This window comes from Neorhizobium alkalisoli, assembly GCF_007829835.1.
GTDB lineage: Bacteria > Pseudomonadota > Alphaproteobacteria > Rhizobiales > Rhizobiaceae > Neorhizobium.
The window spans coordinates 537,691-560,661 of the sequence record NZ_VIWP01000002.1 but is presented as its reverse complement, the minus strand read 5'-3'; the positions used below and the strand labels follow the sequence as shown (position 1 = coordinate 560,661).

Genomic DNA, 22,971 nt, shown 5'->3' with positions numbered 1-22,971 from the left:
TGACGACCAGACAATCGGAGGAGCAGAGAATCATGCCGGCACCCAAAAACCTGTTCAAGCAGGCGCTTGTCGCCCGAAACCGGCAGATCGGCCTCTGGCTGAATATGGCCGAAGCCCTTCCGGCCGAAATCGCCGGTCAGACCGGTTTCGACTGGCTGGTGATCGATGGCGAACACGGCCCGAACGATCTGCGCAGTATCCTGGCGCAATTGCAGGCGCTGGCGACCTCGCCGTCCGAAGCGGTCGTGCGGCCGCCGATCGGCGAGACCTGGGTGATCAAGCAGCTTCTCGATATCGGTGCCCGCACGCTTCTGGTGCCGATGGTCGATTCGCCCGAACAGGCGCGGGAACTCGTTTCGGCTGTGCGTTATCCGCCGGAAGGCAAGCGTGGGCTCGGCGCCGCCGTCGCCCGCGCCTCGGCCTTCAGCACGATTGCCGACTATGCCGATACCGCTGCCGACGAGATCTGCCTGCTTGTTCAGGCCGAAACCCGCATGGCGATCGACAATATCGAGGCGATTGCGGCGATCGAAGGCGTCGATGGCATTTTCATCGGCCCGGCCGATCTTTCCGCCGACATGGGCTATCGCGGCCGCATAGAGGCGCCGGAGGTCCAGGAGGTGATCGAGAAGGCGATTCGCCGAATCGTTGCCGCAGGCAAGCCGGCCGGCATCCTGACCTTCAATGAAGAACTGAATCGCCGTTATCTCGATCTCGGCGCGACTTTTGTCGCTGTCGGCGCCGATGTGACGGAGTTTTCCACCGCCCTGCGCTCGCTGGCGGGCCGTTACGGCCGCGGTTCCGCAGAGGCGCGCGGTCCGGCCAGCTACTGAGCAATGCCGTGTCCGGGGCGCGATTCGCTGCCTTTGTGGTGAAATGCGCCCCGAAAACTGTGGGCATGGCCTTTCGTGGCCAAGGAAATGCGGGACTGTTTCGATAAGACCTTGCAATCGGTTTCGTTTCGAAATAATCAGGCCGCACCGGAGAGGTGGCCGAGTGGTCGAAGGCGCTCCCCTGCTAAGGGAGTATACGTCAAAAGCGTATCGTGGGTTCGAATCCCATCTTCTCCGCCATTCCGGATGATCCGGCTTTTACATCTTCCCAAATTTCATAATCTGTGTTGCCGCACCTGTGGCGGGCTCTCGCGTTTGCGGTCTAAGTGCCTGCTCCAAAAGACGTTTCTTAACAACCGGTAAACACTTGGGGTCGCCACCTCACGGTTTTGTGTCCTTTCGGCAACAGGCTTCGGGGAAGCAGGGTTGATGGTGTGTTCCAGCATCAGTTCAAGATTGCATGACCTTCTGCGTTTTGTATCTTGAAGTCCGGAAGCGCGGCGGTGGTTCGTCCGTTTTCTTAAGTCCGGGGATGGGCAGGGAACAAATGCTTCGGCACTAAAGACCCAGCCCCTTATGAAAACTTGACTGGAGGTCAACAATGAACATCAAGAGCCTTCTCCTTGGCTCCGCTGCAGCTCTCGCAGCAGTATCCGGCGCTCAGGCTGCCGACGCTATCGTAGCTGCTGAGCCGGAACCGATGGAATACGTTCGCGTTTGCGACGCATTCGGCACTGGCTACTTCTACATCCCGGGCACGGAAACCTGCCTCAAGATCGGCGGCCGCGTTCGCTTCGACGCCAAGTACGGCGACGCTTACAACGACAACAGCAACGGCACCTACACCAACACCCGCGCTGAAATCTACATGTCGTCCGCTACGGACACCGAATGGGGCGCTCTCAAGACGAGCACGACCGTTCGTTTCGACTACAACCCGCGTTATGACGTTTCGACGCTCGACGGCAACAACACCCGTACCCGTCTGATCGGCGCCAACATCCAGCTCGGCGGCTTCCTCGTCGGTCTCGCTGACTCGCAGTACTCGGCCTTCATCGGCTACGCTGGCGACGTCATCAACGACGACGTGGTCTCCTACGGCCCGTTCGAACTCAACCAGGTTGCTTACACCTTCGACGCTGGCAACGGCTTCAAGGCTGTTATCGCAGTTGAAGACGACGGCCAGATCGAATCTGACGGCGGTTCTTCCAGCGATTGGCCGGACGTCACCGGTGGTATCAAGTACGACAACGGCACCTTCATGGCTGCAGTCGTAGCTGGTTACGACGAATCGGCTGAAGAAGGCGCTGTTAAGGCTCGCATCGGCGGCAACGTTGGCGCATTCTCGGCCTTCATCATGGGCGGCTGGAACACCGACGGCGACACCTCCAACAAGTATGCTCCTTCTTCGAACGGCATCGGCTGGGGTGACTGGGCTCTCTGGGGCGGTCTCGGCTACAAGTTCACCGACAAGGTTGCTGCTAACCTGCAGGTTGCTTACACCGACAACAAGACGCTCGCCATCACCGGTAACGTCAAGTGGACCCCGGTTGCTGGCCTCCTGATCCAGCCGGAAGTTTCCTACACCGACTGGGATGCAATCAACGAAGACCAGTGGCAGGGCATGATCCGCCTGCAGCGGACCTTCTAATCCTTACCCAAGGATTATTCTTCGGAAAGGCCTGGCGAAAGCCAGGCCTTTTTGTTTGTGCATCTACCTTTTGCACACGACCGTTTTCTTGATGGGCCTGCCTGTCCATCACGCCTCAGCATTTTTGCCGGCCTCTTCTGACCGCTCGACCTCGTGATTGCTCGTTCGTCGAATCGGTATCTCGCCTCGACGAAGAGGCGAGGGGCATGCCGACCGAATCGGCGATCTGGCAGATTGCCGTCAGCGGGATTTTCGCATCGTCTCATCCATCTCTCGCAAGGCATGCCGCACTCTCGCGATGGCGGCCGCTCGATGACACGCGTCTGAAATCCAGAAATGGCTTTAAAGGTGAGGGGATGTTCCGGCCATCGGTCGCCAGGGCTCTCCGGGTCGGTCGCGATGCAGCTGTAAGCCTTTGGCACCGGGCTCTTTTGCCCTTGTGAGGGCGTATTTTGCTCGCCCTGTTTGCTGCACTGCACACAGTTCGCGCAACCATAAAGAGATATTACTATATAGAAATAAGTCGCCGAAAAGACCCCAATGTGACGCGAAATTTGTTGGAGGATTTGTGACGTTCTTGCGAATCGATAATTTTCGCTCACGTATGAGTTGCCCCTGAAATTCGGGGGTATTTGACGCAATCTCTAATGAATGGTGAGCGTTTGTGGGCTTTCGGCTGTGCAATGCGATGAAACGTTGCAACACTTTCAGAAATTACACGTGCCAAACGCCTCGCGTGTCGCGTGAAATGCTTGTCACATTCCAGACACGATTCTACCTTGCCTCAAGGAAACGCGGTGGTTGTTTTGCCGGTTTTCTGTAAGTCGAGGGGATGGGCAGGGAATGCGTTTTGCATTCGACCAGACCCAAATGAAAAATGACTGGAGGTCAACATGAACATCAAGAGCCTTCTTCTTGGCTCCGCTGCGGCTCTCGCAGCAGTATCCGGCGCTCAGGCTGCCGACGCTATCGTCGCTGCTGAGCCGGAACCGATGGAATACGTTCGCGTCTGCGACGCGTTCGGCACCGGCTATTTCTACATCCCGGGCACGGAAACCTGCCTCAAGATCGGCGGCCGCGTTCGTTTCGACGCTGCTTACGCTGATCCCTACACCCCGAACAGCGACGGCACCTACACCAACACCCGCGCTGAAATCTACATGGATTCGGCAACGGACACCGAGTGGGGCGCTCTCAAGACCAGCATCACCGCTCGTTTTGACTACAACCCGCGTTACGACGTTTCGACGCTCGACGGCAACAACACCCGTACCCGTCTGATCGGCGCCAACATCCAGCTCGGCGGCTTCCTCGTCGGTCTCGCTGACTCGCAGTACTCGGCCTTCATCGGCTACACCGCTGACGTCATCAACGACGACGTCATCTCCTACGGCCCGTTCGAACTGAACCAGGTCAGCTACACGTTTGATGCCGGCAACGGCTTCTCGGCTGTTGTCGCAATCGAAGACGATGGCAACATCGAATCGGATGGCGGTTCTGCCAGCGATTGGCCGGACGTCGTCGGCGGCGTCAAGTTCGACAACGGCTCCTTCATGGCTGCTGTCGTAGCTGGCTACGACGAATCGGCTGAAGAAGGCGGCATCAAGGCTCGTATCGGCGGCAACGTCGGCGCCCTGTCGCTCTTCGTTGAAGGTGGCTGGAACACCGACGGCGACACCACCAACAAGTACGCTCCTGGCGACAGCGCCGGTATCGGCTGGGGTGACTGGGCTGTCTGGGGTGGCGGCGGCTACAAGTTCTCGGACAAGGTTGCTGCTAACCTGCAGCTCGCCTACACCGACAACAAGACCTTCGCTGCGACCGGCAACATTGCCTGGACCCCGGTTAAGGGCTTCCTGATTCAGCCGGAAGTTTCCTACACCGACTGGGATGCAATCGACGAAAGCCAGTGGTCTGGCATGCTGCGCGTACAGCGCACCTTCTAATCCTCATTCAGGATTACGATTCGGAGAAGGCCCGGCGATTCGTCGGGCCTTTTTTGTGCCGAAATGAAAATAACGTCCCGTGGTTGCGCGCAATATTGCATTGCACACGGTTTGGGCGATCGCGTGTCGATTTCATGACAGTTTGCGTAACCGCAGTGCAACACCACCCTGTTTTAGAAGAGGCGAAAGCGCTCTGACGGGCTGCCGGTCGTTGTCAGGCGTCGGAGATATTCGTAATTTGCAGAGGTGCGGCGCGATGGTATGCGCCGACCCGCCTTCCGGGTGCGGTGGCTCCATCCTAAAGCCATCGGTTCCGCCTAATAAAACTGCTTTTGGAGATTACAATGAACATTAAGAGCCTCCTTCTTGGCTCGGCTGCGGCTCTCGCAGCTGTTTCCGGCGCTCAGGCTGCTGACGCAATCGTCGCTGCTGAGCCGGAACCGATGGAATACGTTCGCGTCTGTGACGCGTTCGGCACCGGCTACTTCTACATCCCGGGCACCGAAACCTGCCTGAAGGTTGGCGGCCGCGTTCGTTTTGACGCCACCTACGGCAGCGCCTACGCTCGTGACGCTGACGGCACCTACACCAACACCCGCGCTGAACTGTACCTGTCGTCGGCTTCCGACACCGAATTCGGTGCTCTGAAGACCAACATCACGGCACGTTTCGACTACAACCCGCGTTACGACGTATCGACGCTCGACGGCAACAACACCCGTACGCGTCTGATGAAGGCAACGATCGAACTCGGTGGCTTCACCGTCGGTCTGCAGGATTCGCTCTATGAATCCTTCATCAACTACGCCGGCAACGTCAACAGCGACGACGTCATCAACTACGGCCCGTCGGAAGTTAACCAGATCGCCTACACCTACAAGGCTGGCAACGGCTTCTCGGCTTTCGTAGCTGTTGAAGACGACGGCCAGATCGAAAGCGACGGCGGCAAGGCCAGCGATTGGCCGAACGTTTCGGGCGGTGTCAAGTTCGACAACGGCACGTTCCTGGCTGGCGTAACCGCTGGTTACGACGAATCCATGGAAGAAGGCGCTGTCAAGGCTCGCCTCGAAGGCAAGTTCGGCGCGTTCAACGCTTTCGTCATGGGCGGCTGGAACACCGACGGCGACACCGTCAACTCCTACGCTCCGGGCACGAATTTCGGCGACGGCACGATCGGCTGGGGTGACTGGGCTGTTTGGGGTGGCGCTGGCTACAAGTTCACCGACAAGCTGGCCGGTAACTTCCAGGTTGCTTACACCGACAGCAAGATCTTCTCGGCTGCAGCTAACCTGCAGTGGACGCCGGTTGCTGGCTTCCTCATCCAGCCGGAAGTTGCTTACACGAACGTTGACAACGCTACGACCAACGACGACATGTGGTCTGGTATGGTTCGCTTCCAGCGCACGTTCTAATCCTTACCCAAGGATTTGTGGAAAGGCCTGGCGAAAGCCGGGCCTTTTTGCGTTTGGGTGCGCCAAAGGAGAGGGCAGGGCCGTCGTAGCCGCCCGGCAACACCGCGATGATTTCGCGGGCGACCTCCATCCTGTACCAAAGCTATTCTTGTCACCCGGTTGAGATACCCATAGCCTATCCTTCATGGTGCGGGCCGAACGGTCGGCTGCCCGCATGTCGCGGCCTCATCAGCGCCTGAAAAGTGCCTTCGCAAGTCATTTCAGAACGGATTTGGAGATCATGATGGGTATCAAGGGCCTGTTTCTTGGCTCGGCCGCAGCGCTTGCGGCATTTTCCGGTGCAAACGCTGCCGATGCGATCGTCGCAGCCGAACCGGAACCGATGGAATACGTGCGCGTCTGCGACGCGTTCGGCACCGGCTATTTCTATATTCCGGGCACGGAAACCTGTCTCAAGGTCGGCGGCCGAGTCCGTTTCGACGTCAAGGTCGGCAATGCCTATGCCTTCAAGGGCGATGGCCTTTTCACCAACCTGCGTTCGGAAATCTATACGAGCTCGGCTTCGGACACCGAATGGGGCGCCCTGAAAACCAACATGACGGCGCGTTTCGAATATAACCCGCGCTATGACGTCTCGACGCTCGACAGCAACAATACCCGCACGCGCCTGATGGTCGCGACGATCGAGTTCGGCGGCTTCACCGTCGGCCTGCAGGACTCGATGTTCGAGACCTTCACCTATTATGCCGGCAATGTCGCCAATGACGATGTCATCGACTACGGCCCGAGCGAAGTGGCGATGATCGCCTATAGCTACAAGGCCGATAACGGCTTTGCCGCTTTCCTGGCGCTCGAGGATGACGGCCAGATAAAGAGCGACGGCGGCTCGGCCAGCGACTGGCCGAATGTGGCGGGCGGTATCAAGTATGATGACGGCACCTATCTTGCCGCACTCGCCGCCGGTTACGACGAATCGGCCGAGGAGGCCGTGATCAAGGCAAGGATCGGTGGCAAGTTCGGTCCGCTCAGCGTCTTCCTGATGGGCGCCTGGAACACGGACGGCGACATTCCGAATTCCTATGCGCCGGCAAGCCGTTACGGCACATCGAGCACACCGGTCGGCTGGGGCGACTGGGCGGTCTGGGGCGGCGGCGCCTATAAATTCACCGACAAGCTTACGGGCAATCTGCAGGTCGCTTATACCGACAGCAAGATTTTGGCCGCCACCGCCAATGTCCAGTGGTCGCCGGCGGCCGGTTTCTTCATCGCCCCGGAACTCGGTTATACAAGCTGGGACAATGCCATCGGCGATGGCGACCAGTGGAGCGGCATGGTGCGCTTCCAGCGGACCTTCTGATCGGTTCAAATGTCTCCGAAAAAGGCCCGGCGCAAGTTGGGCCCTTTTCGTTTTTACGCCTTTATTGGCGGGATCCGGACCAGGACCGGATATCGGGTCTTGCAGACACGTTCCTGTGACGGCGGGCAGGCGCCAAATATGGCGGGCCACAATGCCGTCACAATGGTGCAACCTTGCGGATATCTGTCGTATCCATACTGCAACACTCCTGTTCTTAAAGCAGGGTGCAAGTGCTTTTGGACACCACTGTCCAGTTGCCGGCTAATTCAGACCCTCATAAATTATCCAGGCAGAGAGCGACAGGTTTGCCGCCCTCTCCAATTCCTCCGGATGCCATGGCGGCCTTGGGCAGCTATCGACACCCTCACACACATCTTGGAGATTACTTACAATGAATATCAAGGGCCTTCTTTTTGGCTCGGCTGCGGCACTCGTAGCTGTTTCCGGCGCACAGGCTGCCGACGCAATCGTCGCTGCTGAACCGGAACCGATGGAATACGTGCGCGTCTGCGATGCGTTCGGCACCGGCTATTTCTATATCCCGGGCACTGAGACCTGCTTGAAGGTCGGCGGCCGCGTCCGCTTCGACGCCACCTATGGCGACGCGTACTCCGTCAACAATGACGGCACCTACACCAATACCCGCGCCGAACTCTACATGAACTCGGCGTCTGACACGGAATACGGCGCTCTGAAGACCAGCCTCGTCGCCCGTTTCGACTACAACCCGCGTTACGACGTTTCCACGCTCGACGGCAACAACACCCGTACGCGCATCATGGAAGCCACGATCTCGCTCGGCGGTTTCCAGGTTGGCCTGGCCGACTCGCTCTATGAGAGCTTCGTCGACTACGCCGGTAACGTCGACAGCGACGACGTGATCGATTACGGCCCGTCGGAAGTCAACCAGATCTCCTACACCTACAAGGCAGACAACGGCTTCTCGGCCTTCGTCGCTGTTGAAGATGACGGCCAGATCAAGCACGACCATATCGGTGCAAGCAGCGATTGGCCGAACGTTTCGGGCGGTGTGAAGTTCGACAACGGCACCTTCATGGCAGCTCTCGTCGGCGGTTATGACGAATCGGCTGAAGAAGGCGCGATCAAGGCTCGCATCGGCGGCAAGTTCGGCGCATTCAACGCCTTCATCATGGGCGGCTGGAACACCGACGGCAAGACCACCAACTCCTACGCACCGGGCGACACCTATGTCGGTTGGGGCGATTGGGCTCTGTGGAGCGGCGCCGGTTACGAATTCTCCGACAAGGTGTCGGCGAACGTACAGGTCGCCTACAGCGACAACAAGACCCTCTCGGTTGTCGGCAACGTTCAGTGGACCCCGATTGCCGGTGTCCTGATCATGCCGGAAGTCGCCTACACGAACTGGGACAATCCTGTCGTCAACGACGACGCATGGTCCGGTATGCTGCGCTTCCAGCGCACGTTCTGATCTTTTCAGATCCCAGCAGAAATCGAAAAGGCCCGGCATTGCCGGGCCTTTTTGCATTCGCGCTTTAGAAAGAAGGTCTCAGCCTTGTCTGTCAGCGCAGATAATGAATATGCGGCCTGGCATGGTGGGGGGATGCTTCCACCCGCGCCTCGATCGAAAACACATCGCGCAACAGGCTTTCCGTCAGCACCTTTTCCGGCGTACCGGTCGCGACGATCTTGCCGGCCTGCATGACGATCAGGCCATCGCAGAACATCGCCGCATGGTTCAGGTCGTGCAGGGCGATGATGCTGGTGATCGGCAGGTCGGCGACAAGCCGCATCAGGTTGATCTGATGCTGGATGTCGAGATGGTTGGTCGGTTCGTCGAGGATCAATTCCTGCGGCGATTGCGCCAGCGCACGGGCAATCTGCGCCCGCTGCTTTTCGCCGCCGGACAGGCTCTGCCAGCGCTCGTCACGCTTCACCGCCATGCCGGTGCGTTCCAGCGCCTGATCGACGGCATCGCTATCGGCCTTCGTCCAGCCGGAAAACATCGAGCGATGCGGAAACCGGCCGAGTTTGACGACATCGATGACGCGCAGGCTGGCATTGGTGGCCGCATGCTGTTCGACAAACGCCACCCGCTGCGCGATCGCTTTCCGGTCGATGGTTTTCAGATCCTGTCCGCCAAGCGTGATCCGCCCCGAATGCGGTTTCTTCAGCCCGGCCAGCAGGCGCAGGAGCGAGGTCTTGCCGGAACCGTTCGGCCCGAGCAGGCCGAGCATTTTTCCGGGTTCCGCCTGCAGCGACACGCCGTCGAGCACGGTCTTGCGCCCGATCTTCCAGATGAGATTGTCGGCCGTGATGCTCATGACGCCTTCTGGAACCGGTAGAGGATGATGGAGAAGAAGGGAACACCGACAAGCGCCGTGACGACGCCGATCGGCAGGACCTGCTGCGGAATAAGCGCGCGCGCGGCGATATCGGCCAAGACCATGAAGATCGCCCCGACGATCGCGCAGGCCGGCAGCAACCGGCTGTGCAGCGGCCCGACGACGAAGCGGGCGGCATGCGGCACGACGAGCCCGACGAAACCGATCGAGCCGACCATGCTGACCACGGTCGCCGTCATCATCGCGGTCAGCGCAAAGAGCACGATCCGGGCCCGGCCGACATTGACGCCGAGCGAAGACGCCGCTTCGTCACCGAAGGCAAAGGCATCGAGGATGCGCGCATAACAAAGGCAGGCAATCAGCCCGAAACCGATCACCACCGAGACAAGCATGAATTCCGGCCAGCGGACGCCGCCAAAGCTGCCGAGCAGCCAGAACATCACGTCACGGGCCTGCTGCGCATTGCCGGATGTGGTGACGACATAGGATGTGGCGGCATTGAACAGCTGCGAGGCGGCGACACCGGCAAGGATCGTCCTGTCCGCGCCGCCGCGCGTGCCGTTGGACAGCAGCGCCACGAAAAAGAAGGCGGCAAAAGCGCCGGCAAATGCGCCGGCCGAGAGCGACACGGCGCCCGAACCGATGCCCAGAATGACGACGGTGACCGCCCCCGTCGAGGCGCCGGCCGAAATGCCGAGAACATAGGGTTCCGCCAGCGGGTTACGCAGCAGCGACTGCATGATAGCGCCGGAAAGCGCGAGGCCCGCGCCGCAGAAGGCGGCAACCAGCGCCCGGCTGAGGCGGTAATCCCAGATCACCGTCTCATGGATGCGGTTGAGTTGAACCGAGGTCCAGCCGAGACGGTTGGTCACGGCTGAAAACGTGGTGGAAAGCGGGATCGGTAGATCGCCGATCCCGACACTGACGCCGACCACGAGACCGATCGCGACGAGCGAGGCCAGAACTAAGGCGCCGACTAGGGCGAACTGCCGCACGTGGTGACGTCCTTCGATCACTTCAGGAGACCGGCAGCCTTGAGCTGCTTCTGAACCTGTTCGGCACCATAGATGGTGCGCACGGTCGGGTTCATCGCCTGACCGTCCATCACGACGATCGCCTTGTTCTTGACGGCCGGCATCTGGCTGACGGCCGGATCCGTGGTCAGGAACTTGATCTTGGCTTCCGGCTTGTCGAGTTCCCAACGGTTACGGTCGAGATTGGCAACGACGATGACGTCGGGATTGGCGGCGATGATGCCTTCCCAGCCGAGCGTCGGCCATTCGGCTTCGGCGGTGATCGCGTTCTTGCCGCCCAGTACATCTGCGATGAAGCCCGAAGCACCGTTCTTGCCGCCGAGATAGGCGTCTGCGGTCGGCGACTGGCTGGAGAACCAGAAGACGTAGGAAAGCGGCTTGCCATCCTTCGAAACGCTGGCGCGCAGATCGGCCTCACGCTTTTTGAAATCGGCAATCAGCGCCTGGCCGCGGTCGGCCACGTCGAAGATGCGGGAAAGCTCGTCGATTTCCTTGTAGAGCAGGTCCATGTTCCAGAGCTGGTCACGGCTGCCATACTCGTTCTTCACCTTTTCGGTGGAGAGGCAGGTGCTGGGCGAGATGTAGGACGGCACGCCGACCTTTTCGAAATCCTCGCGCTTGGCGACCTTGCTGGTCGGGCCGATCAGGCTCGGCAGGGCGGCTGCGACGAAATCCGGGTTCTGCGCCAGGATGGATTCGAAGGTCGGGAATTCGACGGTGAGCAGTTTTACCTTGGCATTGGCTTCGGCAAGCTCGGGAAGAACCTTGCTCGGCCAGAAAGCCGTGCCGGCCATCCTGTCCTGAAGGCCGAGCAGCAGCAGGATTTCCGCGCTGTTCTGGCCAAGGCCGATCGCCCGCTGCGGTGCAGCCGGAATGGTCACCTGCGCGCCGCAATTCTCAAGCGTGAGCGGATATTTCGTCGGTTCGGCCTGAGCGGGCGCAGCGGCAAAGCCGAGGACGGCAAGGAGACCGGAGGCGGTGAGGAGGGATTTCAGGGTTTTCACGGAGAGCCTTCTTTTAAAGATGCCGCTGATGAAGGAAATTATGCGCGCGGGGGTATAACCTTGCTCCGGTATGGATAACAAGACTCATTCGCTCATATTTATAGTAATAGTCGCGCGCGTGATGTGACGATCAACAGCGAATGGAAAAACGGCCGCCCGAATTGTCTTTTGGCGCATGTCTGGCGCAAGGCGCTGTGCCGCTAAACTGCTTCGTCTCAGGCCTGTCGGGCATCGTAGCGAAAACGGTTGTCCTCGATATCCTGCCGGTGTGCCACGGCCCAGTTGGCAAGCTGATGCACGGTTTCCGAAAGGGAATAACCGAGCGGCGTCAGCGTATATTCGACCTGCGGCGGAGTGCTGGGCAGAACGGCCCGTTCCACCATGCCGTCCCGCTCCAGCGTCTTCAGCGTTCTCGTCAGCATCTGCTGCGAAATGCCGTTGACGTCGCGCTTCAGCCCGTTGAACCGTCGCGAGCCCATGCGCAGGACCACAACGACCTGGATCGTCCACTTGTCGCCGACGCGGCTCAAGATCTCGCTGACACTCCGGCAGTCCGCGCCTGACGGTTTTGCGGTCACATCCATCTGACCTGCTCCCAAACATATGCTTTTGACGGGTATTTTTAGGTCCCATAAATGGGCGTGGTCAACATTCTAGACCTTCTCTCGAAAACATATCGAGAGGAGGTCTGATGCAAGGAGACCATCATGAACCTCATCTATTACCCCGCCGCCTGCAGCCTGGCCGATCATATCGCGCTGATCGAGGCGGGCCTCTCCCACAAGATCATCAGCATCGACCACGACAGAATGACCGAGGATGGCCGCGATTTTCGCGCGCTCAATCCGAAAGGCTATATTCCGGCTCTGGAACTGGAGGACGGGTCGATCCTCACCGAAAACCCGGTCATTCTGAACTACATCGCCGAAACGAGCGGCAAGCTGTTGCCCAGGGATGGCATTGCCCGCTGGCGTGCGCTGGAGGCGCTGGCCTTCATGGCTTCCGAAATCCACGGAAGCTACCAGCCTTTCTTCCGGGATTTTCCGGAGCCGGAAAAGGCGCGGGCCCGCGAAAAGCTCGAAAAATGCTTCGCGATCCTGTCGGCCCAGCTTGGAGAAAAGCCGTTCCTGGTCGGAGACGAAATGACGATCGCCGATTGCTACCTGTTCTGGGTGCTGATGGTCGCGCCGAAGAGCGGCGTCGAACTGCCGGAAAATCTCGGCGCGCTGTTTGCCCGCCTGCGCGCGCGGCCGTCGGTGGCTCGGGCGCTTGCGGAGGAGGGCCTAAGCTGAGCAGGCGAAGCCATCGAGGTCGAGGGGCTTTTATAGCCCCTCGACGATCCGGATATCCCGAACAGCTCCATCGCCGAGCAGCGCCATGGCCTCCTGATAGGCCGGGCTGTCATGTGCAGCTTTTGCCTGCTCGACACTGTCGAACTCGATCAGAACCGTGCGCTGTTCGAGCCCGGCCTCATAGACCTGGGACGGCATGCCGCGCGCGAGAATACGGCCGCCGGCAGTAGTGATCGCCGGGCCGCTCAGCTTGGCATAAGCGGCAAAAGCGTCTGGATTGCTGATCGAACGGTATGTGGCGACCCAATAGGCTTTGGACATTTTATCTCTCCATCGTTTTAGAGATCACAGCCCTTGCCGGGCCGGCAGTCAATCGCCGAACGGGCGAAAGTCACAGTCGAAGCTTTGATGCTGGCAAATGGAGATGGCAGGCATCACGGATTTCGTCATCCTCCAGCTTGTGCCGAGGATCTAACCACGTGAGTTACATCAGGCCGTTACAGATCCCCGGGACAAGCTCGAGGATGACGGAGGCAGGGGAGGCTTTTGCCAGCGACAATGAGCGCAACACGCCCCTACTGCTGCCGCCCATATCGCAGGTCGCCGACGATATCTGCCTTCTGGCCGAGCCGGGTCTTGTAGACCTGATAATTCTCCATCACCCGCTGCACGTAATTGCGCGTTTCGGGGAAGGGGATGCGTTCGATCCAGTCGACGACCTCATCGATCGATTTGCCGCGCGGATCGCCATAACGTTCGATCCAGTCGGTCACCCGACGCGGACCGGCATTATAGGCGATGAAGGTCATGATATAGGAGCCGCCGAACGTGTCGATCTGCTCGCCGAGATAATGGGCGCCGAGCGTCGCGTTATAACCGGCATCCGAGGTCAGCCGGTCGGCCTTGAAGTTCATGCCGTGCCGCTTGGCGACACCCTGTGCCGTTGTCGGCAGGATCTGCAACAGGCCGCGCGCATTGGCGGCCGAGACCGCAGAGGGATTGAAGGCGCTTTCCTGACGGGCGATGGCATAGGCGAGCGCCTTGCCAGAGCCGGCAATATCGGCGCCCTGCGGAATGACGCCGAGCGGGAAGGCGAGCGCTGCCACATCGATGCCGCGCGAAAACGCGCTCTTGCCGATCTGTAGGGACAAAGCATGATCGCCCTGCATTTCGGCGCGGGCCGAAAGAAGCGCCAGTTCACCGGGGCTGGTCAGCTCTTCGCCCAGCGCCCTGTAGAGCATGGCCGAACGCCGGTCATGGCCGGTCTCGTCGAGGCGGATGATCGCCTGCACGACGTCGCGGCTTTCGAAATTACGCCGGTCGGAAGGCGACGGCGTCGGATAAGAAACGTCGAGCGTGCGCACACCCAGTCGTGCCGCGGCCAGCTGGCCGTAGAACGTGCCGGAATAATGCGAGGCCTTGGTGTAAAACTCCTGCGCCGAGCCGGGGCCGCCGGCTTCGGCCGCGCGACCGAGCCAATACCAGGCGCGCGAGGACGAAAGCGGCCGGCTCGAAGCTTCCATGATGTTGCGAAAATGCTTTTCCGCCGTCACCGGATCGTTCAGGGCGCGCAGCGCATACCAGCCCGCATGGAATTCCGCATCCACCTTGTCGGTGGACATCACCGCCATCGGATTGGCGACCGTCTGATAGGCGAGCTTGAAATTGCCGTCATCGGCAAGGCCGCGGGCGATGATGCGCTGTTCGTTCCACCATTCCGACGGGCTGACCAGCCGCGCCGTGTCGCGTGGCGCCTTGGAGAGAAGCTGCGCCGCTTCCGCATATTTGTCCTGCCGGCGCATGAATTCGACGCGCGCGAACAGATAGGCGGGATCGCTCATCAAAGGTGCATCGACGGAGGTCAGAAGGCTGGCTGCGGTCTTGGCATTGGAGGTGACGGCGCTCCAGGCCTTGTAGAGCGACTGGCTGCCGCCGAGATCGCCAAACCGTTTTGCCTGCGCAGTCTTGCCACGATACATCAGATAGTCCATCCGCGCCCGATGGTCGGCGGCGGTGAACAAGCCTGAAAACTCGCCCAGAATCTTGTCTTCGGTCGGCTTGTCCAGCGCGTCGGAAATCCAGATGGCCTTGAGGATGCGCCCGGCATCGGCAGAACGGCCGGTGGCCACGAGAGCGCGTGACAGAATGATCGCGCCGTCCGTGGTTTCAGGCTTTGTATTGCCGAAGGCGGCCAGAACCTGCGCCGGATCGGGGTTTTCGCGGTAAAGCGCGCGTTCGGACTGGGCACGCAACCCGCTCAGGCCCGGCCAGCCTCTGAGCTTGCGCTGGGCGGCGGCAATCTCGCCGGAGGGGACGCCCTTCAGGCCGGATGTGGCGATCGCCCATGTTAGAATACGCTGGTCAAGTGACCCGTCTTCCATGCCGTCGCGGATCGCCATTGCCGTCAAGGCGTCGTTTGCGGACAGCGCGTCGAGGCCGGATTTCAGCACTGGGGTTACGGTCGGCCGGTTGGTGCGTGGGATGGCGCCAGTAATGTCGGGAACAGGAATCGCAGCCGGCGTCACCTGGGCCGCCGGCGGAGCAGGGGCCTGCATCGGCGCGGGCATGGGCAAAGGCACGGAAATCGGCGCGTTCGGCCGCGCAAATGGAAGCGGCGCCACGACGGCATCGCTGGCAGGACCGGCATAGGCGCTCAGGCTCGCGGCCCCCATCGCAAAGGCCCCAAGCCCCAAGGCGGCAAGGATCAGAACAGGTTTGTTCATCCGGCAACTCGCGACAAGAACGTTAAGACCTCTCACTCTGCTGTTGTGTTGTTTAACAAAGCCTTATCACGCCTATGAAACAAGAGCGTTTCATATATGGAATTCCGCATGAAATCATGCCGGCTCCCGCTTGTCGCAACCTTGTCGCGGCTTTATGGTGCCCGACCTTATAGTTATGGAATACGGCCGAAGCATGGACTGCGGCCTCTCGGGAGTTTTGCATGTTCAAGGGATCCATCCCCGCCCTCATTACCCCTTTCACCGCTGCCGGCGCAGTGGATGAAGACGCTTTCAGCGCCTATGTCGATTGGCAGATCGGCGAGGGGAGCTCCGGTGTCGTCCCGGTCGGTACGACCGGTGAATCGCCGACCCTTTCGCATGCCGAGCACAAACGTGTCGTCGAACTCTGCGTCGAGGCGGCCAAGGGCCGGGTTCCCGTCATCGCCGGTGCCGGCTCCAACAATACGCGCGAAGCCGTCGAGCTTGCCCAGCATGCCGAAAAGGCCGGTGCGGATGCGCTGCTCGTCGTCACGCCCTATTATAACAAGCCGACCCAGAAGGGTTTGATCGCGCATTTCTCGGCCGTGGCCGAAGCGACCAAACTGCCGATCATCATCTACAACATCCCGCCGCGTTCGGTGATCGACATGTCGCCGGAAACGATGGGCGCGCTCGTCAAGGCGCACAAGAACATCGTCGGTGTGAAGGACGCGACCGGCAAGATCGAGCGCGTCTCCGAACAGCGCATCACCTGCGGCACGGATTTCATCCAGCTTTCGGGCGAGGATGCGACCGCACTCGGCTTCAACGCCCATGGCGGCATCGGTTGCATCTCGGTGACGGCCAATGTCGCACCGCGCCTCTGTGCCGAATTCCAGGCCGCGACGCTGGCCGGCGATTTTGCCAAAGCGCTGGAATATCAGGACCGCCTGATGCCGCTGCACAAGGCAATCTTCATGGAGCCCGGCCTCTGCGGCGCAAAATACGGCCTGAGCAAGCTGCGCGGCATGAGCCGCACCGTCCGCTCGCCGCTGATCTCCAGCCTCGAGCCGGCAACGGAAGCGGCGATCGATGCGGCGCTGGTCCATGCTGGCCTGCTGAACTGATTTTTCTGGCGCTCTGCCCAAGACGGGGCGGGCGCTTCACTTTCGGCCCTGGCCGCATTACATAATGTCAGAACCCCGCTCATCACGATGGGCGGGGATTTGTTTTGGATGAAAGTTAGTCTCATGGCCCCCAAAGGCAGCCAGCGCACGGTGAACAAGATTGTCGCGGAAAACCGCAAGGCCCGCTTCAACTATGAAATCATCGATACCTACGAGGCCGGTCTGGTTCTGACCGGGACCGAGGTCAAATCGCTGCGCGAAGGCAAGGCGAATATCGCCGAATCCTATGCGTCTGACGAGGGCGAGGAAATCTGGCTGATCAATTCGCATCTGCCGGAATATCTGCAGGCCAACCGCTTCAACCACGAGCCCCGCCGCCGCCGCAAGCTGCTGCTCTCCAAGCGCGAGATCAACCGCCTGCGCACCAGCATCAACCGCGAGGGCATGACGCTGGTGCCCTTGAAAATCTATTTCAACGAAAAGGGCCGCGCCAAGCTGGAGCTGGCACTCGCCAAGGGCAAGAAGCTGCACGACAAGCGCGAGACCGAGAAGGAACGCGACTGGAACCGGCAGAAGTCGCGGTTGCTGAAGACGGGGTGAGATCGCCCTGGCAGTTCCGTCGCATCATTGATCTGGCGCTGAGACATACGGCGCCAGCCCGTCACCAACAAAATCTGAGACTTGGCTTGCACTAAGCGCCTCTCGGAACCAATCGCCCTCTCCATCCGTTTGATTTCGTTGAAATCTGGGTTGCGAGCGGGCGATGACGAAAAAGCAGGTCTTTACCTATCTGATGCTGGTGGTCGGCTTCGGCGCTGCCGCTTACCTGCTCTACCATACGTTTCGCGACTATTCGCTCGATGACGTCATAAAATCCTTCCGCGCCATTCCGCTGACGAACCTCCTGCTGGCGCTGCTTTTTGCCTTTGGGTCCTATGTCTGCCTGACCGGTTTCGACTGGGCTGGCGTGCGTTACGTGAAGAACGATCTCGCCTATCCGAAGATCGCGCTTGCCTCCTTCATCGCGCTTTCGATCGGCCAGAGCGTCGGCCTGTCTGGCCTCAGCAGCGGCGCACTGCGCTATCGTTATTATGCCCATTGGGGCATGACGACAGAGGATGTCGCGAAGATCGTGCTTCTTTCGGGCTTCACGGTCGGCATCGGCATGGGCGTACTGACCGGCGTGGTGATGATCATCAATCCGGGCGATGCCGCCTCGGTGTTGAAACTCCCGGACACGATGGTCATCGCAATCGGTGTCGGCCTTCTCGCTGTCACGGCCCTTTACCTTGCACTCGCCGCCTTCGTCCGTGCACCGCTCAAGATCAGGTCCTGGTCGTTCCAGATGCCGACCTTGCGGATCGCGCTTGCCCAGGTCGTCATCGGCACGGTGAATTTCGCGCTCGTGTCTGCCTGCCTGCGCGAAGTCATGGCCGTCAGCGGTGATGTAAGCTACCTCAAGGCCGTCACCGCCTTTACGCTCGCCAATTACGCCATTCTCATCACCCATGCACCGGGTGGTCTCGGCGTGCTGGAAGCGACGGTCCGGCATGTGATGGGCGATCAGGCCTCGATCGGCTCGCTTGTCGCTTTCCGGGTGATCTATTTCTTCATTCCGCTTTTCATCGGCCTGCCGCTTTCCCTCATCGTCGAAGCGGTGTTCCGCGCGCGCAAAGCGAAGTCTTCCAGCGGGTCGTCGTCGCATCCGCCGGTAACAAGCGAGATGGCGCCGGCCGAATAAGGGCCGAAACGAAAACCGCCCCCATGATCGCTCATGAGGGCGGCGTAATCTATTCGGTTTTCGTCCGAACTATCGACAGATCGCGATCATCACGTTTCGATCGGCTCCGCCGGTTCGGCAGCGCGCGGCGGGCGCTCGGAAGCGTCGCGGCCGATCTCGGCCTTGATCGTCATCAGATCGATGAAATGGTCGGCCTGGCGACGCAGGTCGTCGGCGATCATCGGCGGCTGGGTCTGCATGGTCGAGACGACCGATACCTTGCGGCCCTTGCGCTGCAGCGCCTCGACCAGCGTCGTGAAATCGCCGTCGCCGGAGAAGATCACCAGATGATCGCAGGTTTCCGACTGTTCCATGGCGTCGATGGCCAGCTCGATATCCATATTGCCCTTGATCTTGCGACGGCCGAGCGAGTCCGTGAACTCCTTGGCGGGCTTGGTCACGACCTTGTAGCCATTGTAGTCGAGCCAGTCGATCAATGGGCGAATGGAGGAATATTCCTGATCCTCGATCAGCGCCGTATAATAGTAGGCCCTGAGAAGATAGCCGCGCTTCTGGAAGGCCTTCAGAAGCTTGCGATAGTCTATATCGAAGCCGAGGCTTTTCGAAGCTGCGTAAAGATTGGCGCCGTCGATGAAGAGAGCAATTTTCTCTCTCGGGTCAAACATATGTTCTCCATCCCCTTTGTAGCTGCTTGGCCGCTGCTCGAACAAAACGAAAAGTTGAGCCGAAACCCAAGGAATAATTCATTAAATTAAGAATTATTCATATTAACGTCATGTATGGCACGATTCGTGTTTCTCCAAGCAACTTTTCGTTGAATCGCATGGTTGCGCCTATCCACCTTCGTAGGGCCCGCCACTCGACTTCCTCCAGAGTGAATGATGGGCCAGGGCAGGAAGAGCTTGAATTTCGCTTGCAATGGCTGTATCGGGCGTATCAATTCCAGAAATAACCGACCGCAAAGGACAGGCAATGGCCCGTGTCACAGTAGAAGATTGCATTGACAAAGTCGATAACCGTTTTGAGCTGGTCCTGCTCGCGAGCCACCGTGCCCGCCAGATTTCCCAGGGCGCCTCGATCACGATCGACCGCGACAATGACAAGAATCCGGTCGTCGCCTTGCGCGAGATTGCCGACGAAACCCTTTCGCCGGACGACCTGAAGGAAGACCTGATCCATTCGCTGCAGAAGCATGTCGAAGTTGACGAGCCCGAGCCCGATCCGGCTTCGGTCGCCATTGCCGGCGTCCTGACGGCCTCTTCGGAAGATGAAGATGCACCGGAGCCGATGACCTTCGACCAGATGTCGGAAGAAGATCTGCTGGCCGGCATCGAAGGCCTCGTGCCGCCGGAAAAGAGCGACGATTACTAAGAGAGACGATTGCCGGAAATGGTTGGTGTTTAAAGACCAATCGCATTCCGGCAAGAGATCGTTCATTCTCTCGCCCTAATCTCGTTGTCTTCGTTATGATGGCTGCGCTAATCGGATGGTTGGCGCGCCATTTTTCATTTTATCGGCAGTGCTGCTGCGGTGGATGGCGCCGCGTGTAGCAGGAACGGGTTTGAGGCAAATCAAGGGATGATGAGACAATACGAGCTCGTCGAGCGGGTTCAGAAATACAAGCCCGACGCCAACGAAGCTCTTCTCAACAAGGCCTATGTTTACGCCATGCAGAAGCATGGCCAGCAGAAGCGCGCCTCCGGCGACCCTTACATTTCCCACCCTCTCGAAGTCGCAGCCATCCTCACCGACATGCATCTGGACGAGTCGACCATCGCGGTCGCCCTCCTGCATGACACGATCGAGGACACGACCGCAACGCGCGCGGAAATCGACGAACTGTTCGGCGAGGATATCGGCCGTCTCGTCGAAGGCCTGACCAAGCTGAAGCGGCTCGATCTCGTTTCGAAAAAGGCCAAGCAGGCGGAAAACCTGCGCAAGCTTCTTCTCGCCATTTCCGACGATGTCCGCGTTCTCCTCGTCAAGCTCGCCGACCGCCTGCACAACATGCGCACGCTCGACCATATGAAGGCCGAGCAGAAGGCGCGCATTTCCGAAGAGACGATGGATATCTATGCGCCGCTTGCCGGCCGCATGGGCATGCAGGACATGCGCGACGAGCTGGAGGACCTGTCCTTCCGCTACATCAACCCCGAAGCCTATGAGACCGTCACCCGCCGGCTTGCCGATCTGTCGGCCCGCAATGAGGGCCTGATCAAGAAGATCGAGGATGAGTTGCGCGAGCTCCTAGTCGCAAACGGCCTGACCGACGCCTCCGTCAAGGGCCGGCAGAAAAAGCCCTATTCGATCTTCCGAAAGATGCAGTCGAAGTCGCTCTCCTTCGAGCAGCTTTCGGATCTTTACGGTTTCCGCATTGTCGTCGGCAATACGTCCGCCTGCTACAGCGCGCTTGGCATCGTCCATACCCGCTGGCGCGTCGTGCCCGGCCGCTTCAAGGACTATATCTCAAACCCGAAGCAGAACGATTACCGCTCGATCCACACGACCATCGTCGGCCCGTCACGCCAGCGTATCGAGCTGCAGATCCGCACCGAGATGATGCAGGAAATCGCCGAATACGGCATTGCCGCGCATGCGCTCTACAAGGACGGCCGCGGTACGGTGAAGGGCGATGAGCTGCTGCCGAAGGAAAGCAATGCCTATTCCTGGCTGCGCCACACGATCGAGTCGCTTGCCGAAGGCGACAACCCGGAAGAATTCCTTGAGCATACCAAGCTCGAACTGTTCCAGGATCAGGTCTTCTGCTTCACGCCGAAGGGCAAGCTGATCGCCCTGCCGCGTGGCGCAACCCCGATCGACTTCGCTTATGCGGTCCATACCAATATCGGCGACACGACGGTCGGCGCCAAGATCAACGGCCGCATCATGCCGCTCGTCACCCGCCTCAACAATGGCGATGAGGTGGAGATCATTCGTTCCGGCGTGCAGGTGCCGCCCGCCGCATGGGAAGAGATCGTTGTGACCGGCAAGGCGCGTTCCGCCATCCGCCGCGCCACCCGAATGGCGATCCGCAAGCAATATTCCGGCCTCGGCCACCGCATTCTGGAGCGCACGTTCGAACGCGCCGGAAAACAGTTTTCGCGCGAGGCGCTGAAACCGGCTCTGCACCGTCTCGCCCACAAGGATGTCGAGGATGCGATCGCCGCCGTCGGCCGTGGCGAGCTTTCCTCGCTCGACGTGCTGCGCGCCGTATTCCCCGATTACAAGGACGAGCGCGTTACGGTAAAGCCGTCTGCCGACGAAGGCTGGTTCAACATGCGCAGCGCATCTGGCATGATGTTCAAGCTGCCCAACCAGCAGAAGGCGGCAGAGGCAGGCCAGGTGGCCGGTGACGCCGCAATCGAGCCGATGCCGATCCGGGGCCTCTCGGCCAATACCCAGGTCCGTTTTGCCCCCTCCGGCGCCGTGCCCGGCGATCGCATCGTCGGCATCATGGATGAGGACAAGAACAAGGGCATCACCATCTACCCGATCCAGGCGTCGGCCCTGCAGCGTTTCGACGACCAGCCGGAGCGCTGGATCGACGTGCGCTGGGATCTCGACGAGGCCAACAAGTCGCGTTTCCCGGCTCGGATCGAGATCAACACGATTAACGAACCCGGCACGCTCGCGACCGTCGCGCAGACCATTGCCGGCCTCGATATCAACATTCGTGGCCTCACCATGGGCAGCAACCGCGCCGCCGATTTCTCCGAGATCGAGATGGAAGTCGAAGTCTGGGATGTGCGCCAGCTCAACCAGCTGCTGCTGCAGCTGAAGGAACTGGACTGCGTTTCGAACCTGAAGCGCGTTTACGACTGAGGCGCGGCCGGCTGGAGAATTTTGGCTACCTGCACAATGTCATCGCCTGACAGGGTGAAGCTGGAAGACCGCTTTCCGCTCCGCCATGCAAGCAGCAGTTTTTCCACATTTGCATCCGCGCCATCGAGGGATTGCAGCTCGATGTCGTAACGCTTGCCGAGATGGATCGTCTCGTAATCCTGTTTCGCGCTACCGATCGGTCTGTCTCCCCGGGCGACCTCCCGTTCGATCAGAAGCTCGAGCGGGCAATGGACTGCGACGAAGAAGACATCGTGGCCGATAAAAAGGTCCACCAGCATTTGCAGCCAGGCTTCATTGTCCAGGATGTGTTCGAGGATGAGGTTGTTGCCGGCATCGGCATAAGCCTTCAATGAACCGTGAAACCCGTCGAAAAACGCTGTGCGCGCTTCGGACCAGCGAAAATCTCCGTTTTTGAAACGTGCCGTCGGAAGCACGCCGGCATCACGCAGATGATCGATCGATATGTGCCAGAAGGGTTTTTCGATGCGTTGCTGAAGGGTTCTGGCAATGGTGGATTTGCCGCTGCTCGAAGCGCCGTGCAGAAAAATCACCTGTGCCATGACCTGTCTCCCTTATCGTCGGGCGCTCTAATGGAGCGAGATGACAAGGCTGTGTCTGCTGCCGGCTGTCGCGGAATATCGCCGCGTTTGGCGCTTTCTCCGTCACATATCCTTCACCATGCCCGGCTAGGCAGGCCGAAATCCG

At 59.8% G+C, this 22,971-nt stretch carries 20 protein-coding genes and 1 tRNA gene; 13 read left to right on the top strand and 8 right to left on the bottom strand.

The genetic code is table 11. From position 1 onward, the window contains the following. Positions 1–32 precede the first annotated feature (32 nt). From FHW37_RS08525 to FHW37_RS08495, 7 genes are all read left to right on the top strand, one after another. On the top strand, positions 33–833 hold the full coding sequence (locus FHW37_RS08525) for an aldolase/citrate lyase family protein (RefSeq protein ID WP_145634996.1): 801 nt from the start codon (positions 33–35) through the stop codon (positions 831–833). A gap of 149 nt (positions 834–982) precedes the next feature. Next, positions 983–1,073, top strand: a tRNA-Ser gene (locus FHW37_RS08520). Between the two features lie 361 nt (positions 1,074–1,434). Beyond that, entirely contained in the window at positions 1,435–2,484 is a 1,050-nt protein-coding gene (locus tag FHW37_RS08515; protein WP_145634993.1) for a porin, read from the top strand. 893 nt (positions 2,485–3,377) lie between these two features. Continuing rightward, positions 3,378–4,430 (top strand): porin, encoded by a 1,053-nt coding sequence (locus tag FHW37_RS08510; protein ID WP_145634990.1) that lies wholly within the window; start codon positions 3,378–3,380, stop codon positions 4,428–4,430. Positions 4,431–4,774: 344 nt separating this feature from the next. Next, positions 4,775–5,842 (top strand): porin, encoded by a 1,068-nt coding sequence (locus tag FHW37_RS08505; RefSeq protein WP_145634987.1) that lies wholly within the window; start codon positions 4,775–4,777, stop codon positions 5,840–5,842. A gap of 280 nt (positions 5,843–6,122) precedes the next feature. Next, positions 6,123–7,199 (top strand): porin, encoded by a 1,077-nt coding sequence (locus FHW37_RS08500; protein WP_348642834.1) that lies wholly within the window; start codon positions 6,123–6,125, stop codon positions 7,197–7,199. Between the two features lie 391 nt (positions 7,200–7,590). Next, positions 7,591–8,649 carry a porin gene (locus FHW37_RS08495; protein WP_145634984.1) on the top strand — a complete coding sequence of 353 codons (1,059 nt, stop codon included), beginning with the start codon at positions 7,591–7,593 and terminating at the stop codon, positions 8,647–8,649. A gap of 91 nt (positions 8,650–8,740) precedes the next feature. Here the strand turns inward: FHW37_RS08495 and FHW37_RS08490 are convergent, their stop codons facing one another. The 4 genes from FHW37_RS08490 to FHW37_RS08475 form a co-directional block, all read right to left on the bottom strand. Beyond that, entirely contained in the window at positions 8,741–9,502 is a 762-nt protein-coding gene (locus tag FHW37_RS08490) for an ABC transporter ATP-binding protein (protein WP_145634981.1), read from the bottom strand. Then, complete coding sequence (locus FHW37_RS08485) at positions 9,499–10,518, bottom strand: FecCD family ABC transporter permease (protein WP_246690705.1); 1,020 nt, start codon at positions 10,516–10,518, stop codon at positions 9,499–9,501. Before FHW37_RS08485 ends, FHW37_RS08490 begins: the two co-directional genes overlap by 4 nt. 17 nt (positions 10,519–10,535) lie before the next feature. Next, positions 10,536–11,561 carry an ABC transporter substrate-binding protein gene (locus FHW37_RS08480; protein WP_145634975.1) on the bottom strand — a complete coding sequence of 342 codons (1,026 nt, stop codon included), beginning with the start codon at positions 11,559–11,561 and terminating at the stop codon, positions 10,536–10,538. Between the two features lie 215 nt (positions 11,562–11,776). Then, positions 11,777–12,145 (bottom strand): winged helix-turn-helix transcriptional regulator, encoded by a 369-nt coding sequence (locus FHW37_RS08475; RefSeq protein WP_145634972.1) that lies wholly within the window; start codon positions 12,143–12,145, stop codon positions 11,777–11,779. Positions 12,146–12,268: 123 nt separating this feature from the next. Between FHW37_RS08475 and FHW37_RS08470 the strand changes: the two genes are divergently transcribed. Continuing rightward, complete coding sequence (locus FHW37_RS08470; protein WP_145634969.1) at positions 12,269–12,853, top strand: glutathione binding-like protein; 585 nt, start codon at positions 12,269–12,271, stop codon at positions 12,851–12,853. A 30-nt stretch (positions 12,854–12,883) separates the two neighbouring features. Here the strand turns inward: FHW37_RS08470 and FHW37_RS08465 are convergent, their stop codons facing one another. Together FHW37_RS08465 and FHW37_RS08460 are read right to left on the bottom strand one after the other, a co-directional pair. Next, positions 12,884–13,174: a DUF1330 domain-containing protein gene (locus tag FHW37_RS08465; protein WP_145634966.1), complete on the bottom strand. Its 291-nt coding sequence runs from the start codon at positions 13,172–13,174 to the stop codon at positions 12,884–12,886. Positions 13,175–13,428: 254 nt separating this feature from the next. After that, complete coding sequence (locus FHW37_RS08460; RefSeq protein ID WP_432442832.1) at positions 13,429–15,576, bottom strand: lytic transglycosylase domain-containing protein; 2,148 nt, start codon at positions 15,574–15,576, stop codon at positions 13,429–13,431. Positions 15,577–15,797: 221 nt separating this feature from the next. Between FHW37_RS08460 and dapA the strand changes: the two genes are divergently transcribed. The 3 genes from dapA (at position 15,798) to FHW37_RS08445 (ending at position 18,423) form a co-directional block, all read left to right on the top strand. Continuing rightward, the gene (gene dapA, locus FHW37_RS08455; RefSeq protein ID WP_145634963.1) at positions 15,798–16,682 is read left to right on the top strand and encodes a 4-hydroxy-tetrahydrodipicolinate synthase; all 885 of its coding nucleotides are present in this window, start codon (positions 15,798–15,800) and stop codon (positions 16,680–16,682) included. Positions 16,683–16,805: 123 nt separating this feature from the next. Beyond that, positions 16,806–17,282, top strand: a complete 477-nt coding sequence (smpB, locus tag FHW37_RS08450; RefSeq protein WP_145636010.1) for an SsrA-binding protein SmpB — start codon at positions 16,806–16,808, stop codon at positions 17,280–17,282. A 163-nt stretch (positions 17,283–17,445) separates the two neighbouring features. Beyond that, positions 17,446–18,423: a lysylphosphatidylglycerol synthase transmembrane domain-containing protein gene (locus FHW37_RS08445; RefSeq protein ID WP_145634960.1), complete on the top strand. Its 978-nt coding sequence runs from the start codon at positions 17,446–17,448 to the stop codon at positions 18,421–18,423. Between the two features lie 89 nt (positions 18,424–18,512). On the opposite strand, the gene FHW37_RS08440 is transcribed toward FHW37_RS08445, so the two are convergent. Then, positions 18,513–19,088 carry an NYN domain-containing protein gene (locus tag FHW37_RS08440; RefSeq protein WP_145634957.1) on the bottom strand — a complete coding sequence of 192 codons (576 nt, stop codon included), beginning with the start codon at positions 19,086–19,088 and terminating at the stop codon, positions 18,513–18,515. Between the two features lie 307 nt (positions 19,089–19,395). Here FHW37_RS08440 and rpoZ point away from each other — a divergent pair, with 307 nt between their 5' ends. Together rpoZ and FHW37_RS08430 are read left to right on the top strand one after the other, a co-directional pair. Beyond that, positions 19,396–19,794, top strand: a complete 399-nt coding sequence (gene rpoZ, locus FHW37_RS08435; RefSeq protein ID WP_145634954.1) for a DNA-directed RNA polymerase subunit omega — start codon at positions 19,396–19,398, stop codon at positions 19,792–19,794. Positions 19,795–20,001: 207 nt separating this feature from the next. Next, positions 20,002–22,245, top strand: coding sequence for a RelA/SpoT family protein (locus tag FHW37_RS08430; protein ID WP_145634951.1), 2,244 nt, complete (start codon positions 20,002–20,004; stop codon positions 22,243–22,245). Here the strand turns inward: FHW37_RS08430 and FHW37_RS08425 are convergent. After that, positions 22,236–22,826: a chloramphenicol phosphotransferase CPT family protein gene (locus tag FHW37_RS08425; protein WP_145634949.1), complete on the bottom strand. Its 591-nt coding sequence runs from the start codon at positions 22,824–22,826 to the stop codon at positions 22,236–22,238. The two genes, FHW37_RS08430 and FHW37_RS08425, sit on opposite strands and share 10 nt — an antisense overlap. Positions 22,827–22,971: the final 145 nt, after the last annotated feature.

What these genes read in the sequence shown, in the direction of transcription:
- FHW37_RS08505 (WP_145634987.1), top strand. Translation starts at nt 4,775, where the DNA reads ATGAACATTAAGAGCCTCCTTCTTGGCTCGGCTGCGGCTCTCGCAGCT.
- rpoZ (WP_145634954.1), top strand. Translation starts at nt 19,396, where the DNA reads ATGGCCCGTGTCACAGTAGAAGATTGCATTGACAAAGTCGATAACCGT.
- FHW37_RS08460 (WP_432442832.1), bottom strand. Translation starts at nt 15,576, where the DNA reads ATGAACAAACCTGTTCTGATCCTTGCCGCCTTGGGGCTTGGGGCCTTT.
- FHW37_RS08500 (WP_348642834.1), top strand. Translation starts at nt 6,123, where the DNA reads ATGATGGGTATCAAGGGCCTGTTTCTTGGCTCGGCCGCAGCGCTTGCG.
- dapA (WP_145634963.1), top strand. Translation starts at nt 15,798, where the DNA reads ATGTTCAAGGGATCCATCCCCGCCCTCATTACCCCTTTCACCGCTGCC.
- FHW37_RS08495 (WP_145634984.1), top strand. Translation starts at nt 7,591, where the DNA reads ATGAATATCAAGGGCCTTCTTTTTGGCTCGGCTGCGGCACTCGTAGCT.
- FHW37_RS08430 (WP_145634951.1), top strand. Translation starts at nt 20,002, where the DNA reads ATGATGAGACAATACGAGCTCGTCGAGCGGGTTCAGAAATACAAGCCC.
- smpB (WP_145636010.1), top strand. Translation starts at nt 16,806, where the DNA reads ATGGCCCCCAAAGGCAGCCAGCGCACGGTGAACAAGATTGTCGCGGAA.
- FHW37_RS08465 (WP_145634966.1), bottom strand. Translation starts at nt 13,174, where the DNA reads ATGTCCAAAGCCTATTGGGTCGCCACATACCGTTCGATCAGCAATCCA.
- FHW37_RS08515 (WP_145634993.1), top strand. Translation starts at nt 1,435, where the DNA reads ATGAACATCAAGAGCCTTCTCCTTGGCTCCGCTGCAGCTCTCGCAGCA.
- FHW37_RS08475 (WP_145634972.1), bottom strand. Translation starts at nt 12,145, where the DNA reads ATGGATGTGACCGCAAAACCGTCAGGCGCGGACTGCCGGAGTGTCAGC.
- FHW37_RS08425 (WP_145634949.1), bottom strand. Translation starts at nt 22,826, where the DNA reads ATGGCACAGGTGATTTTTCTGCACGGCGCTTCGAGCAGCGGCAAATCC.
- FHW37_RS08470 (WP_145634969.1), top strand. Translation starts at nt 12,269, where the DNA reads ATGAACCTCATCTATTACCCCGCCGCCTGCAGCCTGGCCGATCATATC.
- FHW37_RS08525 (WP_145634996.1), top strand. Translation starts at nt 33, where the DNA reads ATGCCGGCACCCAAAAACCTGTTCAAGCAGGCGCTTGTCGCCCGAAAC.
- FHW37_RS08440 (WP_145634957.1), bottom strand. Translation starts at nt 19,088, where the DNA reads ATGTTTGACCCGAGAGAGAAAATTGCTCTCTTCATCGACGGCGCCAAT.
- FHW37_RS08490 (WP_145634981.1), bottom strand. Translation starts at nt 9,502, where the DNA reads ATGAGCATCACGGCCGACAATCTCATCTGGAAGATCGGGCGCAAGACC.
- FHW37_RS08445 (WP_145634960.1), top strand. Translation starts at nt 17,446, where the DNA reads ATGACGAAAAAGCAGGTCTTTACCTATCTGATGCTGGTGGTCGGCTTC.
- FHW37_RS08510 (WP_145634990.1), top strand. Translation starts at nt 3,378, where the DNA reads ATGAACATCAAGAGCCTTCTTCTTGGCTCCGCTGCGGCTCTCGCAGCA.